General features: G+C 73.4%; 19 protein-coding genes. 5 read left to right on the top strand and 14 right to left on the bottom strand.

Annotated features, from left to right (window positions below; all coding sequences use genetic code 11):
- Nucleotides 1–4 precede the first annotated feature (4 nt).
- Complete coding sequence (locus ACZ7G3_RS17640; protein WP_426599415.1) at nucleotides 5–778, top strand: sirohydrochlorin chelatase; 774 nt, start codon at nucleotides 5–7, stop codon at nucleotides 776–778.
- A 169-nt stretch (nucleotides 779–947) separates the two neighbouring features.
- Here the strand turns inward: ACZ7G3_RS17640 and ACZ7G3_RS17635 are convergent, their stop codons facing one another.
- The 5 genes from ACZ7G3_RS17635 to ACZ7G3_RS17615 form a co-directional block, all read right to left on the bottom strand.
- The gene (locus tag ACZ7G3_RS17635) at nucleotides 948–1,496 is read right to left on the bottom strand and encodes a DUF1697 domain-containing protein (protein ID WP_470926523.1); all 549 of its coding nucleotides are present in this window, start codon (nucleotides 1,494–1,496) and stop codon (nucleotides 948–950) included.
- A gap of 348 nt (nucleotides 1,497–1,844) precedes the next feature.
- A complete protein-coding gene (locus tag ACZ7G3_RS17630) occupies nucleotides 1,845–3,047 on the bottom strand; it encodes a glycosyltransferase (RefSeq protein ID WP_470926521.1) in 1,203 nt (400 codons plus the stop codon).
- An 83-nt stretch (nucleotides 3,048–3,130) separates the two neighbouring features.
- Nucleotides 3,131–4,411, bottom strand: coding sequence for an ABC transporter substrate-binding protein (locus ACZ7G3_RS17625; protein ID WP_470926519.1), 1,281 nt, complete (start codon nucleotides 4,409–4,411; stop codon nucleotides 3,131–3,133).
- Nucleotides 4,411–5,244, bottom strand: coding sequence for a carbohydrate ABC transporter permease (locus ACZ7G3_RS17620; RefSeq protein ID WP_426599419.1), 834 nt, complete (start codon nucleotides 5,242–5,244; stop codon nucleotides 4,411–4,413). The genes ACZ7G3_RS17625 and ACZ7G3_RS17620 overlap by 1 nt, the downstream gene beginning before the upstream one ends.
- Nucleotides 5,241–6,188 carry a carbohydrate ABC transporter permease gene (locus ACZ7G3_RS17615; RefSeq protein WP_470926517.1) on the bottom strand — a complete coding sequence of 316 codons (948 nt, stop codon included), beginning with the start codon at nucleotides 6,186–6,188 and terminating at the stop codon, nucleotides 5,241–5,243. The genes ACZ7G3_RS17620 and ACZ7G3_RS17615 overlap by 4 nt, the downstream gene beginning before the upstream one ends.
- Before the next feature lie 197 nt (nucleotides 6,189–6,385).
- Between ACZ7G3_RS17615 and ACZ7G3_RS17610 the strand changes: the two genes are divergently transcribed.
- Nucleotides 6,386–7,249 carry a phosphotransferase enzyme family protein gene (locus ACZ7G3_RS17610; protein WP_470926515.1) on the top strand — a complete coding sequence of 288 codons (864 nt, stop codon included), beginning with the start codon at nucleotides 6,386–6,388 and terminating at the stop codon, nucleotides 7,247–7,249.
- A 24-nt stretch (nucleotides 7,250–7,273) separates the two neighbouring features.
- Here ACZ7G3_RS17610 and ACZ7G3_RS17605 read toward each other — a convergent pair whose 3' ends face one another.
- Both ACZ7G3_RS17605 and ACZ7G3_RS17600 read right to left on the bottom strand, forming a co-directional pair.
- Nucleotides 7,274–7,996: a 3'-5' exonuclease gene (locus tag ACZ7G3_RS17605; protein WP_426599422.1), complete on the bottom strand. Its 723-nt coding sequence runs from the start codon at nucleotides 7,994–7,996 to the stop codon at nucleotides 7,274–7,276.
- 125 nt (nucleotides 7,997–8,121) lie between these two features.
- Nucleotides 8,122–9,369 (bottom strand): SAV2148 family HEPN domain-containing protein, encoded by a 1,248-nt coding sequence (locus ACZ7G3_RS17600; RefSeq protein WP_470926513.1) that lies wholly within the window; start codon nucleotides 9,367–9,369, stop codon nucleotides 8,122–8,124.
- A 366-nt stretch (nucleotides 9,370–9,735) separates the two neighbouring features.
- Here ACZ7G3_RS17600 and glgX point away from each other — a divergent pair, with 366 nt between their 5' ends.
- A complete protein-coding gene (glgX, locus tag ACZ7G3_RS17595; RefSeq protein WP_470926511.1) occupies nucleotides 9,736–11,865 on the top strand; it encodes a glycogen debranching protein GlgX in 2,130 nt (709 codons plus the stop codon).
- A 93-nt stretch (nucleotides 11,866–11,958) separates the two neighbouring features.
- Nucleotides 11,959–14,346: a malto-oligosyltrehalose synthase gene (gene treY, locus ACZ7G3_RS17590; RefSeq protein WP_470926509.1), complete on the top strand. Its 2,388-nt coding sequence runs from the start codon at nucleotides 11,959–11,961 to the stop codon at nucleotides 14,344–14,346.
- A gap of 126 nt (nucleotides 14,347–14,472) precedes the next feature.
- Here treY and ACZ7G3_RS17585 read toward each other — a convergent pair whose 3' ends face one another.
- Together ACZ7G3_RS17585 and ACZ7G3_RS17580 are read right to left on the bottom strand one after the other, a co-directional pair.
- On the bottom strand, nucleotides 14,473–15,798 hold the full coding sequence (locus tag ACZ7G3_RS17585) for a M14 family zinc carboxypeptidase (RefSeq protein ID WP_470926507.1): 1,326 nt from the start codon (nucleotides 15,796–15,798) through the stop codon (nucleotides 14,473–14,475).
- Nucleotides 15,799–16,034: 236 nt separating this feature from the next.
- Entirely contained in the window at nucleotides 16,035–16,586 is a 552-nt protein-coding gene (locus ACZ7G3_RS17580) for an FHA domain-containing protein (protein WP_426599427.1), read from the bottom strand.
- Nucleotides 16,587–16,781: 195 nt separating this feature from the next.
- Here ACZ7G3_RS17580 and treZ point away from each other — a divergent pair, with 195 nt between their 5' ends.
- Entirely contained in the window at nucleotides 16,782–18,527 is a 1,746-nt protein-coding gene (gene treZ, locus ACZ7G3_RS17575; protein ID WP_470926505.1) for a malto-oligosyltrehalose trehalohydrolase, read from the top strand.
- A gap of 146 nt (nucleotides 18,528–18,673) precedes the next feature.
- On the opposite strand, the gene ACZ7G3_RS17570 is transcribed toward treZ, so the two are convergent.
- The 5 genes from ACZ7G3_RS17570 to ACZ7G3_RS17550 form a co-directional block, all read right to left on the bottom strand.
- Nucleotides 18,674–19,639 carry an aminoglycoside phosphotransferase family protein gene (locus ACZ7G3_RS17570; RefSeq protein WP_470926504.1) on the bottom strand — a complete coding sequence of 322 codons (966 nt, stop codon included), beginning with the start codon at nucleotides 19,637–19,639 and terminating at the stop codon, nucleotides 18,674–18,676.
- A 127-nt stretch (nucleotides 19,640–19,766) separates the two neighbouring features.
- Nucleotides 19,767–20,897, bottom strand: a complete 1,131-nt coding sequence (locus ACZ7G3_RS17565) for an aminopeptidase P family protein (protein ID WP_470926502.1) — start codon at nucleotides 20,895–20,897, stop codon at nucleotides 19,767–19,769.
- A 397-nt stretch (nucleotides 20,898–21,294) separates the two neighbouring features.
- Nucleotides 21,295–21,903, bottom strand: a complete 609-nt coding sequence (locus ACZ7G3_RS17560) for a PDZ domain-containing protein (RefSeq protein WP_470926500.1) — start codon at nucleotides 21,901–21,903, stop codon at nucleotides 21,295–21,297.
- Between the two features lie 75 nt (nucleotides 21,904–21,978).
- Complete coding sequence (cyc2, locus tag ACZ7G3_RS17555; protein WP_470926498.1) at nucleotides 21,979–24,162, bottom strand: germacradienol/geosmin synthase Cyc2; 2,184 nt, start codon at nucleotides 24,160–24,162, stop codon at nucleotides 21,979–21,981.
- A 174-nt stretch (nucleotides 24,163–24,336) separates the two neighbouring features.
- A complete protein-coding gene (locus tag ACZ7G3_RS17550; protein WP_470926496.1) occupies nucleotides 24,337–25,608 on the bottom strand; it encodes a damage-control phosphatase ARMT1 family protein in 1,272 nt (423 codons plus the stop codon).
- Nucleotides 25,609–25,664: the final 56 nt, after the last annotated feature.

Raw genomic sequence — 25,664 nt, 5'->3', positions numbered from 1 at the left:
CACCATGCACCGACCGGCCCGCTCCTCCCGTCCCGTCCGTTCCGCCCGCCCCGTCCTGCTGGTCATCGCCCACGGCAGCCGCGACCCGCGGCACGCCGCCACCGTGCACGCCCTGGTGCGCCGGGTCAGGTCGCTGCGCCCTGACGTACGGGTGGAGACCGGCTTCCTGGACTTCAACGTCCCCTCCGTGCAGGGGGTACTGGAATCCCTGGAGACGGAGGGGGTGCGGGACGTCGTGGCGCTGCCGCTGCTGCTGACCCGCGCCTTCCACGCCAAGGCGGACATCCCGGCGGTCCTCGCGGACGCGCCCCCGCGGCTGCGGATCCGGCAGGCGGAGGTGCTCGGCCCCTCCCCGCTGCTGCTGTCGGCGCTGGAGCGGCGCCTGTACGAGGCGGGTCTGACGCCCGCCGACAAGTCCTCGACCGGGGTCGTGCTGGCCTCGGCGGGGTCCACCGACCCGGAGGCGATCGCGGTGATCGCAGAAATCGCGCGGGAGTGGCGGCACACCGGTTGGTGCGCCGTGCGGCCCGCGTTCGCCTCCGCATCCCTTCCGCGCACCGAGGACGCGGTGCGCGAGCTGCGGGAGCTGGGCTGCGCCCGCGTCGCCGTGGCGCCGTACGTCCTGGCCCCGGGCTTCCTGCCGGACCGTATCGCGCGGGGCGCGGCCGAGGCGGACGTACTGGCGGACGTCCTCGGTCCCTCGCCGGAGGTGGCGCGGGTGCTGCTGGAGCGGTACGACGGGGCGCGGCTGCCGGTGCTGGCGGCGGTCGGGGCCTGACCGCGGCATCGTCCTCGGTCGAAGGACAGCCCGCCGGTGCGGGTGTGATTGAGGTCGCAGACGTCGGGATCGGTGGCCAGGACGCGGAAGCTGTCGAAGAGCCCGGCCGCCCGGGCGCCGCGCGGGACGGCCCGCGCTCTGTCGCTGCTCCAATCCTTGGCGTGCGCGGTCAGGGGGCGGTCAGTTCCACGAGCTTGGTGACGGTGTTCCAGTTGCGGCTGGTGGCGATCAGGCCCTTGTTCACACGGGGTCTGGCGAGGGCCTCGGCGAGCTTGGAGCGGCCCAGACCGTCCGGCGCGTACAGGTAGAGGGCACGGTCGCCGAGGCGGAACTCCTCCGGGAGGAAGGCCGGCTGGTCGATCGCCGCGAAGCGCTCCGCGTCGACCGGCGCGGAGAAGTAGGTGACGTGCAACTGCTTGGCCTCCAGGTCGGCGGCCGGGAACGGGCACGCCTCGGCGACCGCCCGCAGATAAGCGTGGTCGCGCACGATCACGTCCACCGCGAAGCCGAAGCGTTTCTCGACCGCCCGCGTCAACTCGGCCGCGAGGGCCTCCTCGTCCCCGTGGCCCGACGCGAACACGGCCTGCCCGCTCTGCAGATGGGTGCGTACGGCGTCGTGGCCGAGGCCCTCCAGGAGTGACCGCAGTTCGGCCATCGGGACCTTCTTCGCGCCGCCCACGTTGATCCCGCGCAGCAGCGCCGCGTACATCGTCGTCATGCCCACACCATAGGACGGCCGTCGTGCCCCGTGGGGGTGGGCACGACGGCCGCGTCCGCGCACCGGGCGGACGTGCGCGCCACTCTCGCCGATGCGGTGCGCGCGGTTCAACCACTACGCACTCCTGTGACTTATTCAACAACTCTGTGGAAGGGCACCGTACGGCTTCGCCCCCTGACCAAGACCCGCGAGTAGCAACAGCAGAGCTCTCGGCGGAGGCGGACACCGCGGGCGACGGGTCGGGGTGTGAGCGGGAGCCTGCACGGGTGAGAGCCGAAAGGACCCGTCGGTCTCCGGGAAGCCCTCCGGAAACCGACGGGCCTCTCGGCCTCTTCCGCGGCGGCGCGGTCAGGCCCTCGCCGCCCGCAGCTCCGCCTCGATCAGGTCGGCGGCCCGCGGAGTGCCGCCCTCCTCGGCCATCTGGGCCTGGAGCTCCTTCAGGCGCCCTGCCACCTCCGGGTCGTCGACCAGGGCCAGGGCGGCGGTGCGCAGCGCCTCGGCGGTGGCCTCCTCGGTGGGGAGGTGGCGTGCGACGCCGAGCCCCTGGAGCATGTCCGCGTTGCCGAACTGGTCCACGGCCTGCGGCACGGCGATCATCGGCGTGGCGGTCGCCAGGCCCTCCTGACTGCCGCCCGCGCCCGCGTGGGTGACGAACAGGTCGGCCTGCTTGAGGATCGCCAGCTGCGGCACCCACGAGCGCACTTCCACGTTGTCCGGCACGTCACCCAGCTCGGCGGCGTCGACGTGCTTGCCGACCTGCAGCACCACGTGCCAGCCGGGCAGCTCGCCGAAGGCCTTGACGCACTCCCGGTAGAAGGCCGGCTGCTTGGTGAAGGACGAGCCGAGGGAGACGAGGACGACCTTGTCGGCGCCGTCGGGCCGCTGCCACTCCCCCTCGGCGGAGCGGTCGCCCTGGCAGGCGCCGACGAAGGTGTACGTCTTCTCGTCGACCCGGTCGGCGCCTGGCTGGAGCGCCTTGGGGATCAGCACCAGGGAGCGGTCGGGGCGGCCGGCGAACGGGTCGGGGTGCTGGGTGATCCCGTTCTCCTCGAGCCAGGCGTGGAAACGGGCGTAGTACGCCTGGCCGCGCTCGGTCTTCAGCGGCTCCTCCCACATCGGCTCGCCGACCTCCTGCTCGTACCCCTCCCAGGCGACCATGCACGGCGACAGGGAGATCACGGGCACGTTCCAGCGGTGACCGAGCACCCGGGCCGGGTAGGCGGCGATGTCGTGCAGGACCAGGTCCGGCTCGTCCCCCTCGTACGCCTCGGCGAGCTGCGGGAGCGCCTGGATCGCGTCGTTCAGGAAAGGCTCCACGTTGTCCAGCAGCGTGGTCCCCCAGGCCTCCGGGTCGGCGTCGGGGCCGGGCAGCGTGCTGTTCCACAGCTTGGGCTCGGCCCCCACCTCGGCGACCTTCTCCGCGAAGAGCGGCGGGATCGCGTACGTCACCCGGTGCCCCCGCGCTACGAGCTCGCGGATCACCTCCAGGCTGGGGTTCACGTGGCCGTGCGCGGCGATGGAGAACATGGCGATGTGAGCGGGACTGGTCATGCGAACAATGTATGCGAGACGAGACGTCTCGTGCAACCATTTTCCCGCAGGTTCCTCCGCGTGCGACGGGCCGCCGGCCGCCGTCAGCGCTGGTAGCGGGCGAGGACGAGGTTTCCGTCCTTCTCCAGGCGGCTGCGGAGCTCCTCCGTGTCGATCGCCCCGCTGTAGTACTCCTGGAGTGCGGGGGTGGCCACCTTGTCCTTCCACTCGGGGTAGCCCCGCACGGACTGCGCGGGCGCCGAGCGCAGATGGCCGGCGAGGGCGGTGCCCGTGGCCCAGCCGTGCTCGGCCGTGCGCAGGGCCGGGTCCTTCAGCGCCTCGCTGCCGGTCGGCAGCATCCAGTCGCCGAGGGCGAGGCGCACCATGTTGTCCGGCTGGAGGAGGAAGTCGACGAACGCGGCGGCCTCCTTCTTGTGCGGGCTGTCCTCGGCGATCGACAGCGTCTGGGGGCTGACGCCCTGGGTGAGCCCCTCGGCACCGGCCGGGGCGGGCAGCACCTGCCAGTCGAAGCCGTCGGGTGCCTGCTGTTCGATCTGCTGGCGGTAGGAGAAGCCGAGGGGCACCATCGCGTACGTGCCCGCGAAGAAGCCGGGCAGGGTGTCGGAGCCGCCGCTGCCAAGCGTGGTGGGCGAGGCGCTGTGGTCCGTGTTGACCTGGTCGTGGAGGGTGCGGGGCACCACCTCGTCGCCCTCCTCGAACCGGACGGTGACCTTCCCGTCCGCGCCGCGGTGGAACAGCTGTCCGCCGGTGGACAGGGACAGGTTGAGCGTGGCGGACACGGGCTCCTTCAGCGGCCAGGCCACGCCGTACCTCCCGTCGCCGCTCAGCTCCTTCGTCACCTGCCGGAACTCCGCCCAGGTCCAGGGGTCTTCGGGCGTCGGGATCCGGACGCCCGACGTCTCCAGCAGGTCGGCGTTGGCGATCAGAACACGCGGTTCCTGGAGGAACGGCACCCCGTAGACGCCGTCGCCGAAGGTGACCGTCTCCCAGCTGCGCTGCGGGATGTCCGACTTCAGCCGCTCGGGCAGCAGGTCGGTCAGGTCGGCGAGGTAGCCGCCGTAGGCGAAGTCCGCGAGGTCGTCGGAGGCGTCGTGGATGATGTCGGGTGCCTCACCGCCCTCGAAGGAGGTGAGGAGCTGGTCGTGGACGCTGTCCCAGCTGCCCTGGACGTACTCGACGCGCACGTCCGGGTGGGTCGCGTTCCACTCCCGGACCAGTTCCTTGTTGGCCGTCACGGACTCCTCCTGCCAGGCCAGGGACTGGAAGCGCAGGGTGATCCGGCCGTCCTCGTCGTCGCCCCCGCCCGAGCAGCCGGCGAGCAGGAGGGTGAGGGAGAGGAGCAGGGTCGTGATTCTCGTGCGCATCAGCTCTTCACCGCCCCGGCGAGCATGCCGCCCGTGATCCGCCGCTGGATGAGTGCGAAGACGACCAGTGAGGGCAGCGTCGCGAGGAAGGCGGCCGCCGCGAGCGGGCCGAGGTCCGCGACGCCCTCGGCGCCGATGAAGTGGGTGAGGATCACCGGCAGGGTCTGTTTCTCCGGTGTCTTCAGCAGCACGAGCGCGAAGAAGAACTCGTTCCACGCGGTGATGAACGCGAACAGTGCCGTCGCCACGATCCCCGGCGCGAGCAGCGGCGCGGTCACCGACACCAGTGTCCGCAGCCGCCCGGCGCCGTCGACCGCCGCCGCCTCCTCCAGCTCGGCCGGCACGGCCCGGACGTACCCGGCGAGCATCCACAGGGCGAACGGCAGCGACCACACGACGTAGACCATCACCAGGCCCGGCACGGAGTTGATCATCCGGAGGTTCTTCAGGACCAGGAAGAGCGGGATGATCAGCAGCACGAAGGGGAAGGCCTGGCTGACCACGACCCACCCGGTGGCCGCCCTGCCGAGCCGGCCGCGGTGCCGGGCCATGACGTACGCCATCGGCGTCGCGATCACCACGGCGATCAGCGCGGCGCCGAGCGCGGCGAGGAGGGAGTTCAGGGCCGCCCGCAGCAGCGGCTGTTCGTCGAAGGCCTGCCGGAAGTTGTCGAGGGTGGGGTTCTCCGGGATCCAGGTGGGGTGGAGACTGGCCAGCTCCTGCGGCGGCTTGAACGCGGTGGAGATCAGCCAGAGGAACGGGAAGGCCAGGAAGACGAGATACGCGAGCAACGCGGCGTACTGGCCCACGCGGGCCCCTCTCGAGGTCCTCACGCCTCGCCACCTCCCTTGAGTCCGCCCCTGAGCCGGCCGGCGAGGAAGACGGCCAGCAGGATCGAGATGACGGCGACCATGACGCAGCCCATCGCGGCCGCGTAGCCGAACTGCCCGTACCGGAAGGCCTCTTCGTAGGCGAAGAGCATGGGCAGCCGGGTCCGGCCGCCGGGGCCTCCGTTGGTCAGCACGTAGACCAGGGCGAAGGAGTTGAAGTTCCAGATGAGATTGAGTGCGGTGATGGCGAGTGCGACCGGTCTGAGGGCGGGCCAGGTGACCGTGCGGAAGCGGCGCCAGGCTCCCGCGCCGTCGACCGCGGCGGCCTCGTGCAGCTCGCGCGGGGTGTTCTGGAGCCCGGCGAGCAGGGCGACCGTCGTCTGGGGCATGCCGGCCCAGACGCCGACGACGATGACGGCGGGCAGCGCGGTGGCGAGGCCGCTGAGCCAGTCACGGCCGTCACCGAGGCCGAAGTCGCGCAGGGTCTCGTTGAGGATGCCGGCGTCCGGGTTGTAGACCAGCCGCCACATGATGCCGACGACGACCTCGGGCATCGCCCAGGGGATGATCGCCAGCGCGCGGGCCATCCAGCGCATCCGCAGGTTCTGGTTGAGCAGCAGGGCGAGGCCGAGCGCGAGCAGGAACTGCGGCACCGTCACCCCGACGGCCCACACCAGCCCGATGCGGAACGAGTCCCAGAACAGGGTGTCGTGCAGCAGGTCCTGGAAGTTCAGGGTGCCGATCCACCGGGTGGGCTCCGTCCGGCCGGACTGGGCGTCGGTGAAGGCCAGCAGGATGCCGTAGAGCAGCGGCCCGACGCTGAGCACCAGGATGGGGATCAGAGCGGGCAGCACCAGGAACCAGGCGCCGTGGTCGGGGCCGTGCCGCGGCCGGTCCGTGCCGGGCGCGCGGCGCGCCGGTTTTCTCGGCTCGGTCACCGATGTCACGTAATCAGCCCCTTTGCGCGGATCGAACCGGCCTGGTCATGGTCGTGAAGGCGCCGTGCCCCGTCAAGAGCCCGCGCACACGCTCCCACCTGTGCGAATGCGACACTGGCCGACGGATGACGGGAACGCGACGGACATGACGGACACGACCGGCGCGACCGGCACCACGGGCACCACGGACACGGAGGCGGACAACGATGGACGAGGCACGGGCGCGGGAGGTGCTGGCCGCGGCGGGGGTGCTGCCCGGCCCGGCGCGGGAGGCGCGGCTGCTCGCCCTCGGCGAGAACGCGGTGTTCGCCGCCGGTGACCTGGCGGTCAAGGTCGGCCGGGACGCGGAACTCCTCGGCCGGGCGCGCAGGGAACTGGCCGTCGCGGTGTGGCTGGAGGAGGCCGGGGTGCCGGCGGTGCGGGCGGCCGATCCGACGGCGCGGTTCGTCGACGGGCACCCGGTGACGGTGTGGCGGCGGCTGCCCGACCCGGTACGGCCCGCCGAGCCCCGGGACGTGGCCGCGCTGCTCCGGCTGGTCCACGCGCTGCCCTCCCCCTCCTTCGGGCTGCCGCCCCGCGAGCTGCTGGGCGGGGTGGAACGCTGGCTGCGGCTCGCGGGTGACGTGATCGACCCCGCGGACGCCGCGTATCTGCGTGAGCGGCGGGACGGCTTCGCGGCGGCCGCCGCCGCGCTCGTCCCCCATCTGCCGCCGGGCCCGATCCACGGCGACGCGCTGCCCCGCAACGTGCACGTCGGACCCGGCGGGCCGGTCCTGGTCGACCTGGAGACCTTCTCCGCGGACCTGCGCGAGCACGACCTGGTGGTGATGGCGCTCAGCCGGGACCGCTACGGACTGCCCGCCGAGGCGCACGACGCCTTCACCGCGACCTACGGCTGGGACGTGCGCGAGTGGGACGGCTGCGCGGTGCTGCGCGGCGCCCGGGAGACGGCCAGCTGCGCATGGGTGGCCCAGCACGCGCCGAGCAACCCGAGGGCGCTGGCCGAGTTCGAACGCCGGGTGGCGTCGCTGCGGGACGGGGATCCGACGGTGCGGTGGTATCCGTTCTGACCGCGGGTCGTCCTCCGGTACCGGTCAGACCCGCTCGTCGGCCGGCTCCCGCACCGGCCATCTTCCGTCGATGACCGCCGCGGCGTCGCCCTTGCGGCGCAGGAAGCTCTGGAAGTCCGCCGCCCACTCGGCGTACCACTCGATCTGGCGGTGGTGCAGCTCCGCCGGGCCGAGGGCCGCGACCTTGGGGTGGCGGCCGGCTATCGCGCAGGCCAGCCGGGCCGCGGCGAGGGCGTCGGCCGTGGCGTCGTGGGCGGCGTCGAGCGGGACGCCGTACTCCCGGCAGACGGCTTCGAGGTTGCGCTTGCCGCGGCGGTAGCGGTCGACGGAACGGTCGATGGTGTACGGGTCGATGACCGGGGCGGGGTCCAGGCCGCCCAGGCGGTCGCGCAGGGACGGCAGTCCGTGGCGCCGCAGTTCGGCGGAGAGGAGGGTGAGGTCGAAGGCCGCGTTGTAGGCGACGACCGGGACGCCCGTCTTCCAGTAGGCCGCGAGCACACCGGCGATGGCGTCGGCGACCTGGTCGGCGGGGCGGCCCTCGGCGGCCGCTCGTTCGCCGGTGATGCCGTGCACCGCCACCGCGTCCGCCGGGATCTCCACGCCGGGGTCGGCCAGCCACTCCCGGCGTCCTCGCGGATCCCCGCCCACGACCTCGATCACGGCCCCCGTGACGATGCGTGCCTCGCGCGGATCGGTGCCCGTCGTCTCCAGGTCGAAGCCGACCAGCAGCTCCCGGTGCCAGCCCATGGGCGGTCCCCCTTCTCAGTGGTGCGTTCCCCCAGTGGTCTCCACCCTCCCATGGGCCACTGACAATCAGAGGATCGCGTTCCGCTTACGCCCGGTCAGGGGGCAGGCCCTCCCGTCGGCCGCACTCACGACACCGGCCGCGAATCCGCCCACATCAGCTCGAACTCCTCGCGGTAGGTGGGGAAGAGTCCGCTTTCGTCCACCTGGTCCGACTTCACCACCTTGCCGCCGTTCCGTCCGTTGCGCAGGACGAGTACCGGCGCCTCCATCCCCCGCGTCCGGCGCAGGTAGGACTGCACGACCGCGATGCCGTCGGCGCCGTCCCCGTCGACGAGGTAGGCCGTGAAGCGGGGGGTCTCGTCGAAGACCTGGATCTCGAACGCGCCCGGGTCCCGCAGCCGGGAACGCACCCGGCGCATGTGCAGGATGTTCATCTCCACGGCGCGGCTCAGCTCGCCCCGCTTGATGCCGAGTTCGCGCTCGCGGCGTTTGATCGCGCTGGAGGCCGGGTTCAGGAAGAGCAGCCGCACCCGGCCGCCGGACTCGGCCAGCCGGAGCAGGCGGCGGCCGGAGAAGTTCTGCACGAGCAGGTTGAGGCCGATACCGAGGGCGTCCACGCGCCGCGCGCCGCCGAAGAGGTCCTCGGCCGGGAACTGGCGCAGCAGCCGCACCCGGTCCGAGTGCACGGCGACCACGTCGGCGTAGCGGTCGCCGACCAGGTCCTCCACCGCGTCGACCGGCAGCCGCCGCGTGGACGGCACGTCGCCGCCCGCGCCGAGGACCTCCAGCAGCCGCGCCGAGGCCCGCTCGGCCTGGCTGAGCACCGCCTCGGACAGCGCCCGGTTGCGGGAGACGACGTTGCGGGTGACCTCCAGCTCGTCCAGGGCGAGTTCCACGTCGCGGCGCTCGTCCACGTAGGGCTCGAAGCAGGGCCAGTGCTGGATCATCAGCTCGCGCAGCTGCGGCAGCGTGAGGAAGCTGAGGACGTTGTCGTCGGCCGGGTCGAGCAGGTACCCCTTGCGGCGGCTGACCTCGCGGACGGCGACGGCCCGCTGCACCCACTCCTGGCCGGCGGGCCCGGCGGCGGCGACCACCCACTCGTCGCCGTGGACGGGCTCGTAGACCGGCCTGAGGACGGCGGCCACGACCGCGCGCAGCCGCTGTTCGACGAGGTTCAGCCAGATGTAGGCCCGGCCGGCCCGCTGCGCACGGGTGCGCACCTCGTGCCAGGCGTCGGTGTCCCAGTCCAGCTCCGGACCGATCGCGCCCGCGCTCATCGGCCGCGCCAGGGACACCGCACCGGGCGGGACGTCCGTGGAGTCCCCCTGGTGACCGTCGTCACCAGGAGGCAGCTCCAGCCCTCCCGAGCCCACCCGCGCACCGCCTTCCGCTCCCCCGGAGCACTACCGGGGAGACCCCGTCCCAACGATCAAGGAAGGGTACTCCGCGAGCGGTCCGCGGTGCAGCCCGATGGCCGGGCCGGTTTTCCCAACGGACCTGATCCACAAGCGCGTTCCGGCCCGCGTTACACCGGGGAGTGAGCGGATTCATAGCGGTGACGCCGCCCGGTACGGGGAAGGATCCCTCGCGCCCTCCCCCGGGCGCCGGTCGTGCAAAAGGCCGACGGGTGGGCAGGAGGACGTACGTGCCAGGCGGTCGCCTCACTTTCGGGGAGACTTCCGGGAGACTCGGAGCCAAGGCGTCCGCACCGGCGCCCCACACCTGAAAGAGTCGTGTTCATGCAGGTCTGGCCTGGAGAGGCGTATCCACTCGGTGCCACGTACGACGGCGCCGGCACCAACTTCGCGGTCTTCACGGAGGCCGCCGACCGAGTAGAGCTGTGTCTGCTGCACGACGACGGTTCGGAGACCGCGATCGAGCTGCGGGAGAGCGACGCGTTCGTCCGGCACGCGTACGTGCCGGGCGTGATGCCGGGGCAGCGGTACGGGTACCGCGTGCACGGCCCGTACGCCCCGGAGCGCGGGCTGCTCTGCAACAGCGCCAAGCTGCTCCTCGACCCGTACGCGCGTGCGATCAGCGGCTCGGTCCAGTGGGGCGAGGAGGTGTACGGCTACCACTTCGACGCCCCCGACCGGCGCAACGACCTGGACTCGGCGCCGCACTCGATGACGTCGGTCGTGGTCAACCCGTACTTCGACTGGGGCGACGACCGGCGACCCCGGACGGAGTACCACCACACGGTGATCTACGAGGCCCACGTGAAGGGCCTGAGCATGCGGCACCCCGGACTCCCCGAGGAGCTGCGCGGCACCTACGCGGCCCTCGCGCACCCGGCGCTCATCGAGCACCTGACCGAACTGGGGGTCACCGCGCTGGAGCTGATGCCCGTACACCAGTTCGTCAACGACCACCGCCTGGTGGACATGGGCCTGAACAACTACTGGGGCTACAACACGATCGGCTTCTTCGCCCCGCACAACGCGTACGCCTCCTGGGGCGACCGCGGCCAGCAGGTCCTGGAGTTCAAGTCGGCGGTGAAGGCGCTGCACGAGGCCGGGATCGAGGTGATCCTCGACGTGGTCTACAACCACACCGCCGAGGGCAACCACCTGGGCCCCACACTGTCCTTCAAGGGCCTCGACAACCCGTCCTACTACCGGCTGACCGACGACCCCCGTTACTACATGGACACCACGGGGACCGGGAACTCACTCCTCATGCGGTCCCCGCACGTGCTCCAGATGATCATGGACTCGCTGCGGTACTGGGTCACCGAGATGCACGTCGACGGGTTCCGCTTCGACCTCGCCGCCACCCTGGCCCGGCAGTTCCACGAGGTGGACCGGCTGTCGTCCTTCTTCGACCTGGTGCAGCAGGACCCCGTGGTCTCGCAGGTGAAGCTGATCGCCGAGCCGTGGGACGTGGGCGAGGGCGGCTACCAGGTGGGCAACTTCCCGCCGCTGTGGACCGAGTGGAACGGCAAGTACCGGGACACGGTGCGGGACCTGTGGCGCGGCGAGCCGCGCACGCTGGCGGAGTTCGCGTCCCGGCTGACCGGTTCCTCCGACCTCTACCAGGACGACGGCCGCCGCCCGCTGGCCTCGATCAACTTCGTCACCTGCCACGACGGCTTCACCCTGCACGACCTGGTGGCGTACAACGACAAGCACAACCACGCCAACGGCGAGGACAACCGGGACGGCGAGAGCCACAACCGGTCCTGGAACTGCGGCGCCGAGGGCGACACCGACGACCCGGCGGTGCTGGAGCTGCGGGCGCGGCAGATGCGGAACTTCATCGCCACCCTGCTGCTCTCCCAGGGCGTGCCGATGATCAGCCACGGCGACGAGTTCGCCCGCACCCAGCGGGGCAACAACAACGCCTACTGCCAGGACAACGAGCTGGCGTGGGTGGCGTGGCCCGACGGCGACGGTGCCGGTGCCGGTGCCGGTACGGGGCTGCTGGAGTTCACCCGCGCGATGGTCTGGCTGCGCAAGGACCACCCGGTCTTCCGCAGGCGGCGCTTCTTCCACGGCCGTCCCGTGGAGGGCACCCACGACGAGCTGTCGGACATCGCCTGGTTCACCCCCGAGGGTGCGGAGATGACCCAGCGGGACTGGCACTCGGCGCGGGCGTCGGCGCTCACGGTGTTCCTGAACGGCAACGCGATCTCCGAACCCGGCGCGCGTGGGGAACGCATCGCCGACGACTCGTTCCTGCTGATGTTCAACGCCTCGCCGAAGCCGCTGGACTTCGTGGTTCCGGTCGACCACGGCCGGCAGTGGGAGGTGATCGTCGACACCGCCCTGACGGAGGGGGTGCCCGCGGAACCGGCCGCGAAGGTGCAGGCCGGGGACCGGCTGACCCTGGTGGACCGAAGCCTGGCGGTGTTGCGGCGGCCCGTCTGACGGGCGTACGGACGCCACCGGGGCGGGCCCGTCCGTACGTCCGTGCAGGGGGCCGATGACACGAACGGCGGCGGGGCGGGTACGTAGTTCTGCATGACACCTGAGCGACCCGACCCGGCGCTGTCCCCGGCCCCTGCGGCCCCCTCGGCCACCTACCGGCTGCAGCTGCAGCCGGCGTTCCCCTTCGGGGCCGCCTCGGCGGCCGTGCCGTACCTCGCCTCGCTCGGTGTGTCGCACCTGCACCTGTCCCCCGTCCTGGAGGCGGTCCCGGGCTCGCCGCACGGCTACGACGTCGTGGACCACGCGCGCGTGCGCGAGGAGCTGGGCGGCGAGGAGGGCCTGCGGGCACTGGCGCGCACCGCGCGGGAGCACGGTCTCGGCCTGGTGGTGGACATCGTGCCGAACCACATGGCGATGTCCCCGCGCCACAACCGCGCCCTGTGGGAGGTGCTGCGCCGGGGCCCGGAGTCCCCGTACGCGCGGTGGTTCGACATCGACTGGGAGGCACAGGGCGGCCAGGTGCTGCTGCCGGTGCTGGGCGCCCCGGTGGGCGAGGTACTGGACGACCTCCGGGTCGACGGCGGCGTACTGCGCTACCACGACCACGCCTTCCCCCTGCGGGACGGCACCGCCGGCCTGCCGTTGCCGCAGCTCCTGGACGCGCAGTGGTACCGCCCGGTGTGGTGGCGGCTCGCCCGGACCGAGCTGAACTACCGGCGTTTCTTCAGCATCTCCGAGCTGATCGGCGTACGCGTGGAGGACCCGGAGGTGTTCGAGGCCACGCACGCCACGGTGCTGCGGCTGCTGCACGAGGGGGTGGTCGACGGGCTGCGCGTCGACCACCCCGACGGCCTCGCCGACCCCGACACCTACCTGCGGCGGCTGCACGAGGCGAGCGGCGGCCGGTGGACGGTGGTCGAGAAGATCCTGGCGGACGGTGAACGGCTGCCGGCCGCGTGGCCCGTCGCGGGCACGACCGGCTACGACGCCCTGCGGCACGTCGACGGGCTCTTCACGGACCCGGCCGGGTACGGGGAACTGCTCGGTCAGTACCGTAGGTTCGCCGCTCCGCAGACCGACCGGGGCGGGGACTGGGCGGCGACGGTGCGGCGGGCGGCGTACAAGGTGGTCACGCACGAGCTGGCCACCGAGGTGGACCGGCTGACCCGGGTGGCGCACCGCCTGTGCGTCGCCTCGCCGGACCCCGGGCTGCGCGACCGGGCCCCGTGGGCGCTGCGCGCGGCGCTGCGGGAGCTGCTGGTCCGGCTGGAGGTGTACCGGCCGTACGCGTCGGTGGACGCGGCGTCGGTCGTCACCGAGGAGGCGGCGGCCGAGGCGCGGCACGCGTTCTCGGTGCCCGAGGAGGCCGGCGCGGTGGACGTCGTACGGGGCCTGGCGCTGGGGCGGTACGGGGACGGGCCGGACCACGTGGAGTTCCGGACGCGGTTCGCGCAGACGGCGTCGGCGCTGCGCGCGAAGTCGGTGGAGGACACGGCGTTCTACCGCTACGTTCCGCTGCTGTCGGCGACCGAGGTGGGCGGGGACCCGGGGAGTCCGGCGGTGACACCGGAGGAGTTCCACGGGTACTGCGCGCGCGTGCAGCGCGACTGGCCCACGACCGGCACGGTCGTCTCGACCCACGACACCAAGCGCAGCGCCGACGTGCGGGCCGCGCTGGCGGTGCTCACGGAATGCCCCGAGCGCTGGGCGGACGTCCTGGCGGAGGTGACCCGCACGGGTGAGGGCGTGCCGGACGCCCAGGTGGCGTGGGCGGCCTGGCAGACGGTGTTCGGGCTGGGGCCGGCGGACGGTGAGCGCGTGCGGGAGGCGCTGCTGAAGCACGTGCGCGAGGCGGGGATGTTCACCAGCTGGACGGAGCAGGAGCCGCCCTACGAGGAGGCGGTGGCCCGGTTCGTGGCGGCGGGACCGTGCGGCGCGCCGGGCGAGCGGGTGGCGGCGTTCCGCGACGCCCTGGAGCCGCACATCCGGGCCAACGTCCTCGGCACCGCCCTGGCGCACCTGACGATGCCGGGGGTGCCGGACCTCTACCAGGGCACGGAGGACGAGTACCTGGCCCTGGTGGACCCGGACAACCGCCGGCCCGTGCGCTTGGGGGAGGGCGGCGGGGGCGGTGAGAAGGGCGCGGTGACCCGGGCGGCCCTGGCGCTGCGCGCGCGGCGGCCCGACGCCTTCGGTGAGGCGGCGACGTACCAGCCGCTGCCCGCCGAGGGCCCCGCGGCGGCGCACTGCGTGGCGTTCGTGCGCTCCGGGGAGGTCCTGACGGCCGTGACCCGGCTGTCGCTGCGGCTGGCCGGGGCGGGCGGCTGGCACGGGACGGCGCTGCCGCTGCCGCCGGGCCGGTGGGCCGACGCGTTGTCGCCCGGACGGGAGTTCACGGGGCACACGCGCGTGGCGGAGCTGTTCGCCCGGTCGCCGGTGGCACTGCTCGAGCGGGTGGCGGCGGACGGAGACGGGGGCTGATCGCGGGCGCCCGCACACGCCCGCGCCCGTGCCCGTGCGACCGTGCGTCCGTGCGTCCGTGTGTCCGTGTGTCTTCCGGCCGGCCGCGCGGAGGGGGCGTCGGCGCGGCGCCGCCGGACGACGCGGTCATTCGCGGCGCATCGGCACGGCGGCCTCGGAGCCCCAGCCCGGCTCACCCGAGCGGGAGCCCGCGGTGGGGTGCCGCCCGGCCAGTTCGAACGCGGCGAGGACGACCCGGGTCTGGTACTCCACCTGGCGCGCGACCGGTATCCAGCGGGCCGCGCAGCCGTCCCGGTAGTCGGCGCAGCCCTCGTCGACGAGCCGGTCCAGCTCGGGCAGTACGCCCGCCGGATCGCCTCCGGTACGGGTCACCAACTGGTGCAGCAGCCCCGCGGTCCGCAGGGACAGGCGCCGTCCGGCGAGCCGCAGGGCGACCAGGTGGGCGGTGTTCATCAGCGGGAGGGAGCGGCCCGATCCGTCGTCGGTGTCGGGGTCCCACGCGTCGGCGAGCCTGGGGCAGACCAGCAGGTAGTCGTCGACGGGTGCGAGGAGACGGCCCGCCTCGGGGACGGTGGCGAGGTGGGGCCGGAGCCGGGCGAGGACGCGGTGCAGACGCCGGGTGTCGTCCCGCAGGGTGCGGCTCACCGAGCGCAGCAGGCCGTCCCGGTCCGCTGGGGACGAGCCGTCCGCCACGGCGGCCACGCCCCACATGGGCGCCTCGACGACCGCGGTGACGGTGCCGTACCGCTGCGGGTGGCACCACGTCGAGTCGACGGCGGCCTCGGTGATGGCCGCGGTGAGGTCGCCCCGGCGGGGCGGCGGGATGCGGTAGACGGCGGGGCCGAGGTCGGGCCAGTACAGGGTGTCGTAGGCACCGAGTTCGCGGGGGACGCCGAGCCGGGCCGCGGTCTGGGCGATGCGCTGGGCGAGGCCCGGCAGCTCGTGGGTCAGCTCGACGAAGCCGCCGCCGACGTCGACGCCGTGCAGGGAGCACTGCAGGAAGGGCCGCAGTTCGTCCTGGAGTGCGAGCAGGGCGCGGGTCTCCGGCAGGACGGCCCGGTCCGGGCCGTCGGGCAGCCATTCGGGCTGTTCCAGGAAGCCTGGCCGGAAGAAGTTCCGGGCGTAGCGGCCGAGGGTGTACGGGCCGGACAGCCAGCCCTCGTTGCGGCGCAGCCCGTCGGGGTCGACGCAGAGCAGCAGGTTCCACGTGGCGTCGGCGCCCTCGGTGAGCCGGGGGTCGGCGAGGGCGCGCTCGGCCAGCCGCAGGACGGTGGCACCGCCCACGGGCTCGTTGGCGTGCGGGCCGGCGACGACGAGGGCCTGGCGGCTGCCGTGACCGACGGAGAGCAGCAGCAGCGGGGTGCCCGCGCGGGACGTGCCGACGCGGCGCAGCCGGGCCTGCCGGGGGTGGCGGGCGACGAGTGCGGCGGCCCGGACGCCCAGCTCGTCCACGGTCGGGTAGCACAGGAGGGGCGTCAGGGCACACCTCCACGATGCGGGCCGTCGGTTCACCTGGCGTGCGCGGTGTACGCACAGTCAGTCACGACTTGGGGGGTACGTCAACACCATGAAAAGCAAAGGGGGCTCGCCGCGAGGATCACCCCATCGACCACCCCGACCGGTACCCCACCGGGACACTCGACAACGAGTGAAGCCCAGGCCAGAGCTGTGCTGCGCCGGACGCCGGCTCAGTTCACCGCGAGGCGGAAGGCCATCTGTCCGAAGCCGATCTGGTCACCCTCGCGAACGACGGCCGCGCCGATGACCCGCCGCCCGTTGACCGTGGTGCCGTTGGTGGAGCCGAGGTCCCGCAGCACCCACATGCCGCCCTGACGGCTGAGTTCGGCGTGCACCCGGGAGACCGACTCGTGGCTCAGCCGCAGCCCGCTCGCCGGGTCGCGTCCTATGCGCAGCGGATGACCGGCGCCGGGGTGGGGCAGCAGCAGCTTGGGCAGCCGCTCGGCCTGCCAGGCCCGGCGCAGCCGCACGCCGAACCCGGACACCGCCTCGACGGTGCCGAACACCAGCCGCGACACCCTGCTCTCGGTGGGCAGGTCGGAGGTGAGCGCGGCGAGTTCCTCCAGGCGGCGGGCGGCGAGCGCCAGTTCCATCCTGCGGATGAACGTGTCGTGCGACAGACGCCCCATGGCGACGCCGTCCCGGAGCGCCTTCAGCGCCTTGTCGCGCTCCGCGTCGGACAACCGCGCGGGGTATGTGTTGAACTCGAAGGACGACGTCACGCAGGTGATTGTCGGTCAGCCGGGCCGGAGTGTCCAGAAAACGGGAGAACGGCCGCCGCGGGCCCGCGCACGGCCGCCGTTCGCGGAGCACGGCACGACACCCGCCGCAAACGGGGACTTTCAGCAGCGGAGAGATCACTTTTGCAGGACCATGGACGGGCTACATCACGGTGAGCAGACGAAGGGGAACCGTCCGTGCAGTTCGAGGTGTGGGCACCGCAGGCCGGCCGCGTGACATTGCAGTGCGACGGCGACACGCGCGCGTTGGAGCGCGATCCCGAGCGGCCGGGGTGGTGGTGCGGTCGGGCGGAGGCGCGCGACGGCTCGCGGTACGGCTTCGCGGTGGACGACGGGCCGGTGCGGCCGGACCCGCGCTCGCGCCGGCAGCCGGACGGGCCGGACGGGCTCAGCGCGGTCGTCGACCACGGACGGTACGCCTGGCGTGCCGAGTGGGGCGGGCGCCCGCTGCCCGGCGGCGTCCTGTACGAGCTGCACGTGGGCACGTACACGCGCGTGGGCACGCTCGACGCCGCCGCCGAGCGGCTCGGCCATCTGGCCCGACTGGGCGTGACCCACGTCCAGTTGATGCCCCTGTGCCCCTTCCCGGGCCGGCACGGCTGGGGGTACGAGGGGGTCTCGCTGTGGGCGGTGCACGAGCCGTACGGCGGGCCCGAGGCGCTGAAACGGTTCGTCGACCGGGCCCACCAACTGGGCCTGGGCGTGGTCCTGGACGTGGTCCACAACCACCTGGGCCCCTCCGGCAACCACCTGCCCGCCTTCGGGCCGTACTTCACCGACACCCACCACACGCCCTGGGGCGTCGCCGTCAACCTGGACGCGCCCGGCTCGGACGAGGTGCGGGCCTATCTGGTGGACAGCGCGCTGGCGTGGCTGCGGGACTACCGGATCGACGGGCTGCGCCTGGACGCGGTGCACGCCCTGGTCGACACGCGCGCGTGCCACTTCCTGGAGGAACTGTCGACGGCCGTGGACGGCCTCGCCGCCGACCTGGGGCGACCGCTGTTCCTGATCGCCGAGTCGGACCTCAACGACCCGCGGATCATCACCCCGCGCGCGGAGGGCGGCCTGGGCGTGCACGCGCAGTGGAACGACGACTTCCACCACGCCCTGCACGCCGCGCTGACCGGGGAGTCGCAGGGCTACTACGCCGACTTCGCGCGGGCTCCACTGGCGGCGCTCGCCAAGACCCTGACGCGGGGATACTTCCACGACGGCACCTACTCCAGCTTCCGGGGCCGCGGTCACGGCCGGCCGCTGGACCGCGGCCGCGTCGCCGCGCACCGGCTGACCGGCTACAGCCAGACCCACGACCAGGTCGGCAACCGCGCCCAGGGCGACCGCCTGGCCGCCCTGGTCTCCCCCGGTCTCGCGGCCTGCGCGGCCACGCTGACGCTGACCGCGCCGTTCACCCCGATGCTCTTCATGGGCGAGGAGTGGGCCGCGGGCACACCGTGGCAGTTCTTCACCGACCACACCGACCCGGAACTCGCTCAGGCGGTACGGAGCGGCAGGCGGCGCGAGTTCGCCGCGCACGGCTGGAAGGAGGAGGACGTCCCCGACCCGCAGGACCCGGCGACGCGCGAGCGGTCCTGCCTCGACTGGTCCGAGCCGGAAAGCGAGCCGCACGCCCGCGTGCTGGCCTGGTACCGCCGGCTGATCGCCCTGCGCGGCCAGCAGCCGGACCTGACCGCCCCCGACCTCGCCGACACCAAGGTGGCGTACGACGCCGAGGCCCGGTGGCTGGCCTTCCGGCGCGGCGACATCCGGGTGGCCGTCAACCTGGGCACCGAACCGGCGGCGATCCCGCTGGGCACCCGCCCCGCGCGCGTGCTCGCGGCGTGGGAGCCCGTGCGGGCGCCGGGCGCGGACGGGGTGCTGCGCGTGCCGGGCGAGTCGAGCGTGATCCTCGTACAGGAATGACAGCGGCGCAGGAGGTGGCGAGGGGACGGGAGGCAGCGGGGGGACGGGAGGCAGCGGGGAACAGGGGGCAGCGGGGAACAGGGGGCAGCGGGGAACAGGGGGCAGCGGGGGAACGGGAGGCAGCGGGGGAACGGGTAGGGATGTGCTCAGCCGGGGTCCTCGGCCGTGCCGTCCCCGCGCAGTTCCGTCACCCGTTCCAGCAGGATCGGCTCCCAGGCACGCCGCAGCCGCGTCCTGAGCAGCGGCAGGGGCAGCGGCAGGGGCACGGACCCTGCCGCCGGCGCGGACGACCGGCCGGAGAGGGCCTCGGCGAGGTGGACGACGGCGTCGCAGCGGGCCAGCCACAGACCGCGCAGACACGGGCGGGCGCCGTAACCGGCGAGCGTGGCGGCACGGACGGCGGCGGGCGAGCCCACGGAGAGCGCGAGCGCGGCGATGTCCTCGGCCGGGTCGCCGAGCACCGCGTCGGTCCAGCCGAGGACGCCGCGCACCCGGCCGTCGGCGCCGACCACGAGGTGTTCGCCGGTCAGCCCGTGGTGGACGAGGACCGCCGCGCCGGGCTGGACGCCGAGCTGGGCCGCCGCCGCCCCGGTGAGCCGCTCCGGCCGCGCCGCCTCGAACTCGTCGGCCTCGGCAAGGCACAGGGCGGCCGGCTCGGCGGCCTGCCGCAGCGTCTCCAGGGAGCGTGGGGCGGCCCGGGGCACGCCCAGGGTCTCGGCCTGGCGGACCGGCACCTCGCGCAGCCCGGTGAGCAGCGCCGCGAGGTCCGCCTCGCCGAGGGCCGACACGTCGTGGTCCTCGCCCGACCCGCCGGGCACCTTGACGTCCAGCGTGCAGGTCAGACCCGGCGCCCACTCGCCGTGCGCCACACTCGCCGGCACCGCGACGGAGACGTACGGGCGGACCAGCTCGCGCAGGCGCAGTTCGCGTCGCTGCCGTACCGCGGCCTCGCGGTCGGGGGCCAGGCGCAGCACGTGCCGGGTGCCGACCCACCAGGTGACGGGCCCGGTGCCCTCCGCGACGGGCCGGACGTCGGGTTCCGCGCTCTCGCCCAGCAGGGAACGGACCAGTCGGCGGACGGTGTCCGCGGTGGGTGTCGGTGGCTGGGTCATGGTCGCGCCGTCGTCTTCCGGGTCTGCCGGGGTGTTCGGGTCTGCCGGGGTGTTCGGGTCCGCCGGGGTGTTCGGGTCCGCCGGGGCGTTCGGGTCCGCCGGGGCGTTCGGGTCGGTCTGTGGCCGGTCACTCCACTATGACCATCTCCCGGGTGGTGTCGTTGAGACGCCGGCCGCCGTCCTCGGTGACCGTGACGATGTCCTCGATGCGTACCCCGAACCGGCCGGGCAGATAGACGCCGGGCTCGACGGAGAAGCACATGCCGGGCTGGAGGGGCTGCTCCTCGCCCTCGATCATGTACGGCGGCTCGTGCGTGGTCACGCCGATGCCGTGCCCCGTGCGGTGGATGAAGTACTCGCCGTACCCCGCGTCGGTGATGACCGCGCGGGCGGCCCGGTCGACCTCCTGGCAGGCGACGCCGGGCCGGACCGCCCGGAAGCCGGCCTCCTGCGCCTCGCGGACCAGGTCGTGGACCCGGCGCTCCTCGTCGGTGGGTTCGCCCACGTGGACGGTGCGGGAGGTGTCGGAGCCGTAGCCGTCCTTCAGGCCGCCGAAGTCGAGGACGATCATGTCGCCGTCCTCGATGACCCGGTCGCCGACCTCGTGGTGCGGGTTGGCGCCGTTCGGGCCGGAGGCGACGATGGTGAAGTCGACCTGGGAGTGCCCGAACCGCCGCAGCAGTCCGGCGAGATCGGCGGCGACGTCGGACTCCCGGCGTCCCCCGAAGGTGACCTTCCGGATCTCCTCGAAGGCGGCGTCGGCGGCCGCGCCCGCCGCCGTCAGCAGCTCCAGTTCCGCCGCGTCCTTGACGGCGCGCAGCATGGGCAGCGCATCCGTGAGGGAGGCGTACGAGGTGCCGGGCAGCGTACGTTGCAGGGCCAGCAGGTGCATCGCCCAGGCGTTGTCGCTGACGCCGAACCGCCCGGAGCCGTCGAGGAGGGCGGCGGTGGCGGCGTAGGGGTCCTTGCCGTCGGTCCAGTCGCGCAGGGTCAGGGCGGGCGCACCGGCGGCCTTCTGGGCGTCGGGGGCCTCCAGCGTCGGGACGACGAGGACGGGGTCACGGCCGGGAACGAGGACGAGCAGGGTGAGCCGTTCGGTGGCCGCGGTGGGCGCGTAACCGGTGAGCCAGACGAGATCGGGGCCCGGCGCCACCAGCAGCCCGGCCAGCCCGGCGTCGGCGGCCGCCCGCGCGGCGCGCTCCATGCGGGCCCGGTAGTCGTCGGCGGTGAAGGAAGCAGCGTGCGGGCTGCCGGTCATCCGGGCCTCCCTGAGCAGCGGACGTGAAGGGACTACGGGCAGCATCCTGCCCGGAGCGAGGGGGCGGCGCGAGCCGATCGGCACAGGTCGGCCACCACCCATTCAAATATGTACGCACCACCGGCACCGGTTGGCGGGCGTGCCCTTCAGGCGTTCGAAGGAGGCCGGCGCCGTGCTCGTACCGGCGCGCATCGGTGATGCGCGTCCCGGCGGGTGCGCGGGCGGCCGGCCGCGCCGAGCGGGTGCGCGACCGGCCGGGGGAACGCCGGGGCGGTGGGACGCCCCGGCCGGCGGCCGGGCCCATCGCGCGCCACGGCACGGGGACGGGGTACGAGGAAGCCGCCCGCGACTCCGTGTCCGCCGGGCGGCCCCTGGTGGTGGCCGGGCGCGACGCGGGTCAGGTGACCACGCCCGGTACGGCCGTCAGCTGTTGGTAGCCGCCGCTCGCGCGGCGCACGGTGACCTTGACCTCCTTGCCCGGCCGGGCGCGGGACACGGCGCGGGCGAGATCGGCGGCCGAGTCGACCCGGGTCGTGCCGAACGTCAGGAGCACGTCGCCCCGGACCAGGCCCGCCGCGTACCCCGGGCCGGGCACGTGGACGCCCACGACCAGAGCCCCCGGCTTCTGGTCGTCCACGGCCTCCACGCCGAGGGTCGCGGCGGCCGGCGCGCGGGAAGGTGACGAGGACGGGCCGGCCGACGCATGTGCGGGGGCGGCCCGGCCGCCCGTCGACGCCCCCGGTTCCGCACCCGGCCCCGCCCCCGGCACCCCCGCCCACCGTTGCAGCTCGGCGAGTCGGCTCGTGCCGATCACCGTGGCGCCCATCGTGCCGAGTCCCGCGCCCGCCAGGACCAGAACCGTCGCGGTGAACACGCCCAGCAGCAGGGTGGTCAGCCGCCGGCGGCGCGGGCGCCCCGTACACGGATGCCGGGCGGTGTCGGGCGCGGTGCCGCCCCCCGGTTCCCGGCCGGGCATCGGCTTGGGTCGCAACGCTGTCTGTTCCATGGTTCGCCTCCGGCAAGTGCTCTACCCGGCGCACCGGCGCGTGACGAGCCACGAAAGAGTGAGACTGACCGACGGTCAGCCGAGCGCGGGCAGAGCGGTGCGCCTCGGGACGGGCACGGCCGGGGCCCGGTCCGGGAGGAAACCGTGGGTGCGCCCGGCCAGGTACTCGGCCTTGTACCGCGGGACGTTCCGGTGCCAGTTGAGGATGCCGGCCATCCAGTTCTGCAGGTCGGTCACATAGCCCCGCATGATGGCTCGCGCTTCGTCCGACAGCTGGAAGTCGTCGTAGACGATGGGCAGTTCGTGCGCGACGACGTGCTCAAACTGACGCATGCGCTGGTTCATCAGGTCCTGGACGACGGGGAGCGCGGTCGGGTAGTCGACGCCGAAGAAGTTCTGCACGACGAGGACGGCGTTGTGGATCTCCCCTTCGTACTCGATCTCCTTCTGGTAGGAGAAGACGTCGTTGAGGAGGCACGCGTAGTCGATCGCCGCGTTCTCCAGAGACCGGACGGGACCGCTGCGGTAGACCTCGGGCGGCACGGCGGGGCCGTGGCCGGCGCGGCACAGGCCCAGGGTGAGGTCGGAGCCGAAGGTGGCGCGCCGCATCTCCAGGTAGTCCACCGGGTCGGGGACTCGGTTCTGGATCTGGTTGGCGAGCTCCCACACCCAGGCTTCGGTCATCTTGTCGACCGCCGACTTCAGGGGACGCCGCTCGTCCGGCGTCATGCCGGCCGTGGTGCGTGCCCACAGATCGATCAGGGAGCGTTCCATGGCGTTGGCCGGCGGCGGGACCGGTTCGCCGTCGAGCGGCATGCAGGCCGACAGCCGGGCCGTCGTCAGCCGGGCGGCGGCCAGGTCGCGCCGGTGGCCGTAGACGAGCGGGTAGTAGTCGTCGCCGTAGGTGCCGAAGGCCAGCCAGCCGGAGGCGAGGTTCAGCTGTTCCTGGGTGGCGTCCGGGTCGAGGCCCGCGGCGCACAGGGGGAGGTCGCAGCTCGCCAGCTTGTCCTCGTCCCACACCCCTTCGCTGAGGAAGCCGATCCGGTGCGACCACTCGAACAGGTGGCGCCGGGCGCCGTCCAGGGCGGGGCTCAGCTCCAGCGGGAACGGCATGCGGATGTCGGGGATGACCGAGGGGCCGACCTTCTGGAAGGGCGTGTACGTGTAGGGTCGCGCCCGCTCGGCGGCGGCCGAGGCGAGCAGCGCGCCGACGTCCGCGGCGGAGGTGCCGGGTCCGGTCAGCGCCTGCCAGGGGGCCGTGGGCCGGGCGCCCTTGTTCATGTAGCGGCTGGAACGCATGTGCCACTCGTGGCCGCCGGACTGCCAGTCCTGCAGGCCCTTCGCGTACGCTCCGACGGCGGCGACCTCGGCCGGTGTCAGACCGTTCTCCAGGGCCACGGCGGGCACCTCGGTGAACGCGGTGTGCTCGAACTGGTGCAGCCGGGAGGTGAGCACGTCGTTGACCAGCTCGGCGGCCTCCTGGGTGGTGCAGTCGAAGAAGGTCTCCAGGACCAGCACGCCGTTGCTCAGCTCTCCCTCGTCCTCGACCTCCCGCTGGTAGGAGAACAGATCGTTACGCAGGTGCACGGCGTCGGAGAACGTCTCCATCAGCACCCTCAGCGGCCTGGACCCGGCGACGGCGGCGGGCACCTCGGCGGTCGCGTACTCCACGAGCCCGGCCGACCAGGGGGCGCCGCCGACCTTGCGGCGCATCTCGATGTACTCGACCGGGTTGGCGATCCGGCCCTCGTTGATGTTGGACAGCTCCCAGAGGGATTCGTTGAGCAGGTGCTCGGTGGCGACGGCGAAGCGGCGGCGCCAGTCGGCCGACATCGCCGGCACCGTGCGCGTCCAGAGGTCGGCGAGGCCCGCCTCGACCGGGTTCTCCGGTTCGGGCATCCCGGTGCCGAGGTCGAGCGGCATGAACAGGGGGAGCCGGTCGAGGTGGGCCTTGCCTCCGGTGCGGTCCTGGGTGCGTTTGAACTTCTCCAGGAAGTGGTCGTCGAAGAAGAAGACCCACACGTACCAGTCGGTGACGAGGGAGAGCGCCGGCCCGTCGCAGTCGGGGTGGGTGTAGGCGCAGAGCAGGCCGTAGTCGTGCGCGTCGAGGTCGGACCGCTCCCAGACCCCGGAGCCCTCCAGCATGCCCATCTCGCGCGCCCACGTCGTCGAGTGGGCACGGGCCTCGTCGAGGTGCGGGTTCAGGCGCGCGGGATGCGGCAGGTAGAAGTGTGGGAGTTCGAACGGCTGTTGCGTCATGGCCGGGCACTACCCATGGCCCTCCGGGCACATCCACGGGCCGGGACATGATCACACCATCGCGTGAATCGGGACGGAACCCGGAACTCTCGCCGGTCCCGTCCCCGCCGCGCGCCCGACCCCCAGCGCCCGACCCCAGTGCTCGGTCCCATCGCTTGTCCCCCGCGCCCGACCTCAGCGCCTGACCTGGATCAGCGCGTGCGTCCCGCTCGTCCGCCAGCGTTGTTCCCCGCTCGCCACCAGCGCGGCCTCCGTGTCCGCGGTCAGGCCGGTGATCACGTCGGACTTCAGGGTGCGCAGTGCGGCGACGGGGCCGGGGAAGTAGGCGGTGACGTCCGTGAAGGACGTGGTCGGGGGCCACCGGCGGTCGCCCACCAGGCGACGGTAGTTCAGGTCGCCCTTGAGGACGGTGACCGTGGCCGCGGCGAACTCCGCGCGCAGGTCGTCGGGCATCTCCGCGTACGGCAGCGGAGCGCAGGAGAAGGGGTGGGCGCGGACGGCGACGCGGCCGTCGGTCAGCGCGGTCCACAGCCGGTCGCCGTACCCGGCGGCCGCACCGCCCGCCGCGACGAGCCGCCGCAGGGCGTCGAGCACGTCGGCGGGCGTGGCGTCGGAGACGTAGTACGGGTACGGCTTGACGTGCAGGACCGCGCGGTCGATGCGGCCCCGGTCGAGGAGGTCGGAGACGAGGAGCAGGTCGGGGACGAGTTCGCGGCCGGCGTTGTCGGCGACGAGGCACAAGGTCCTCGGGCCGGAGCTGTCTGCTCGGGTGGTGCTCGGCCGGGAGGTGCCCGACCGGGAGGTGCCCGTTCCGGAGGGCGGGAGCAGCGACCAGAGTGCGTCGCTGTCGTCGGCGACCAGGGCCTGGACCTTGTCCTTGGTGCCGGTACCGGTGCCGGCAGCGCTGTCGGAGAGGCGGAAGCCGAGGTCGGCGCGGTTGCCCCAGAGCGAGCCGTGCAGCAGGGCCCGGGTCCGCTCGCCTGCGGGCAGGTCGGCGAGGCCGTCGAGCGCGGCGAGTTCCTCGTCCGTCTCCCGCGCGTCGAGTTCGGCGAGCTTGGCGGGGCGGAAGGGATCGACGCCCTGCCAGGTGCCGGGGCCGAAGTAGCCGACGGTGTCGAGGAGCCGGCGGTAGAAGTAGCTCTCGGCCCACAGCCAGGGCACGTCGAACCAGGACCGGCCCGCGTACGTGTCCATCCCCCAGTCCGCCCAGCGGGCCCGGTCGCGGGCGTCGGCGTCGTCGGGCAGCGGCTCGATCACGCCGTCGGCACAGTCGGCGAGCAGCGTGTCGAGGGCGCGTCGCCGCTCGGGGCCGTAGGGGAACGCCTCACGCACCTGCCGGACGATGGCGGGGTGCCGCTCGGCCAGCACGCCGTGGGGGAAGGATCCGGGCTCGTCGCCGAGGATGACGGGGGCGACGGGGGCGGGCTCGGACGGGGTGACGGGCATACGCCTCACCGTATCGCGGGGCCCGGGGCGGAAGACGGAGCCGCCGCGCCCCGGCA

It is taken from the genome of Streptomyces sp. NPDC037271 (genome assembly GCF_055603605.1).
Note: the sequence above shows the minus strand (reverse complement) of the source record. Positions and strands in the feature narration are given on the sequence as shown.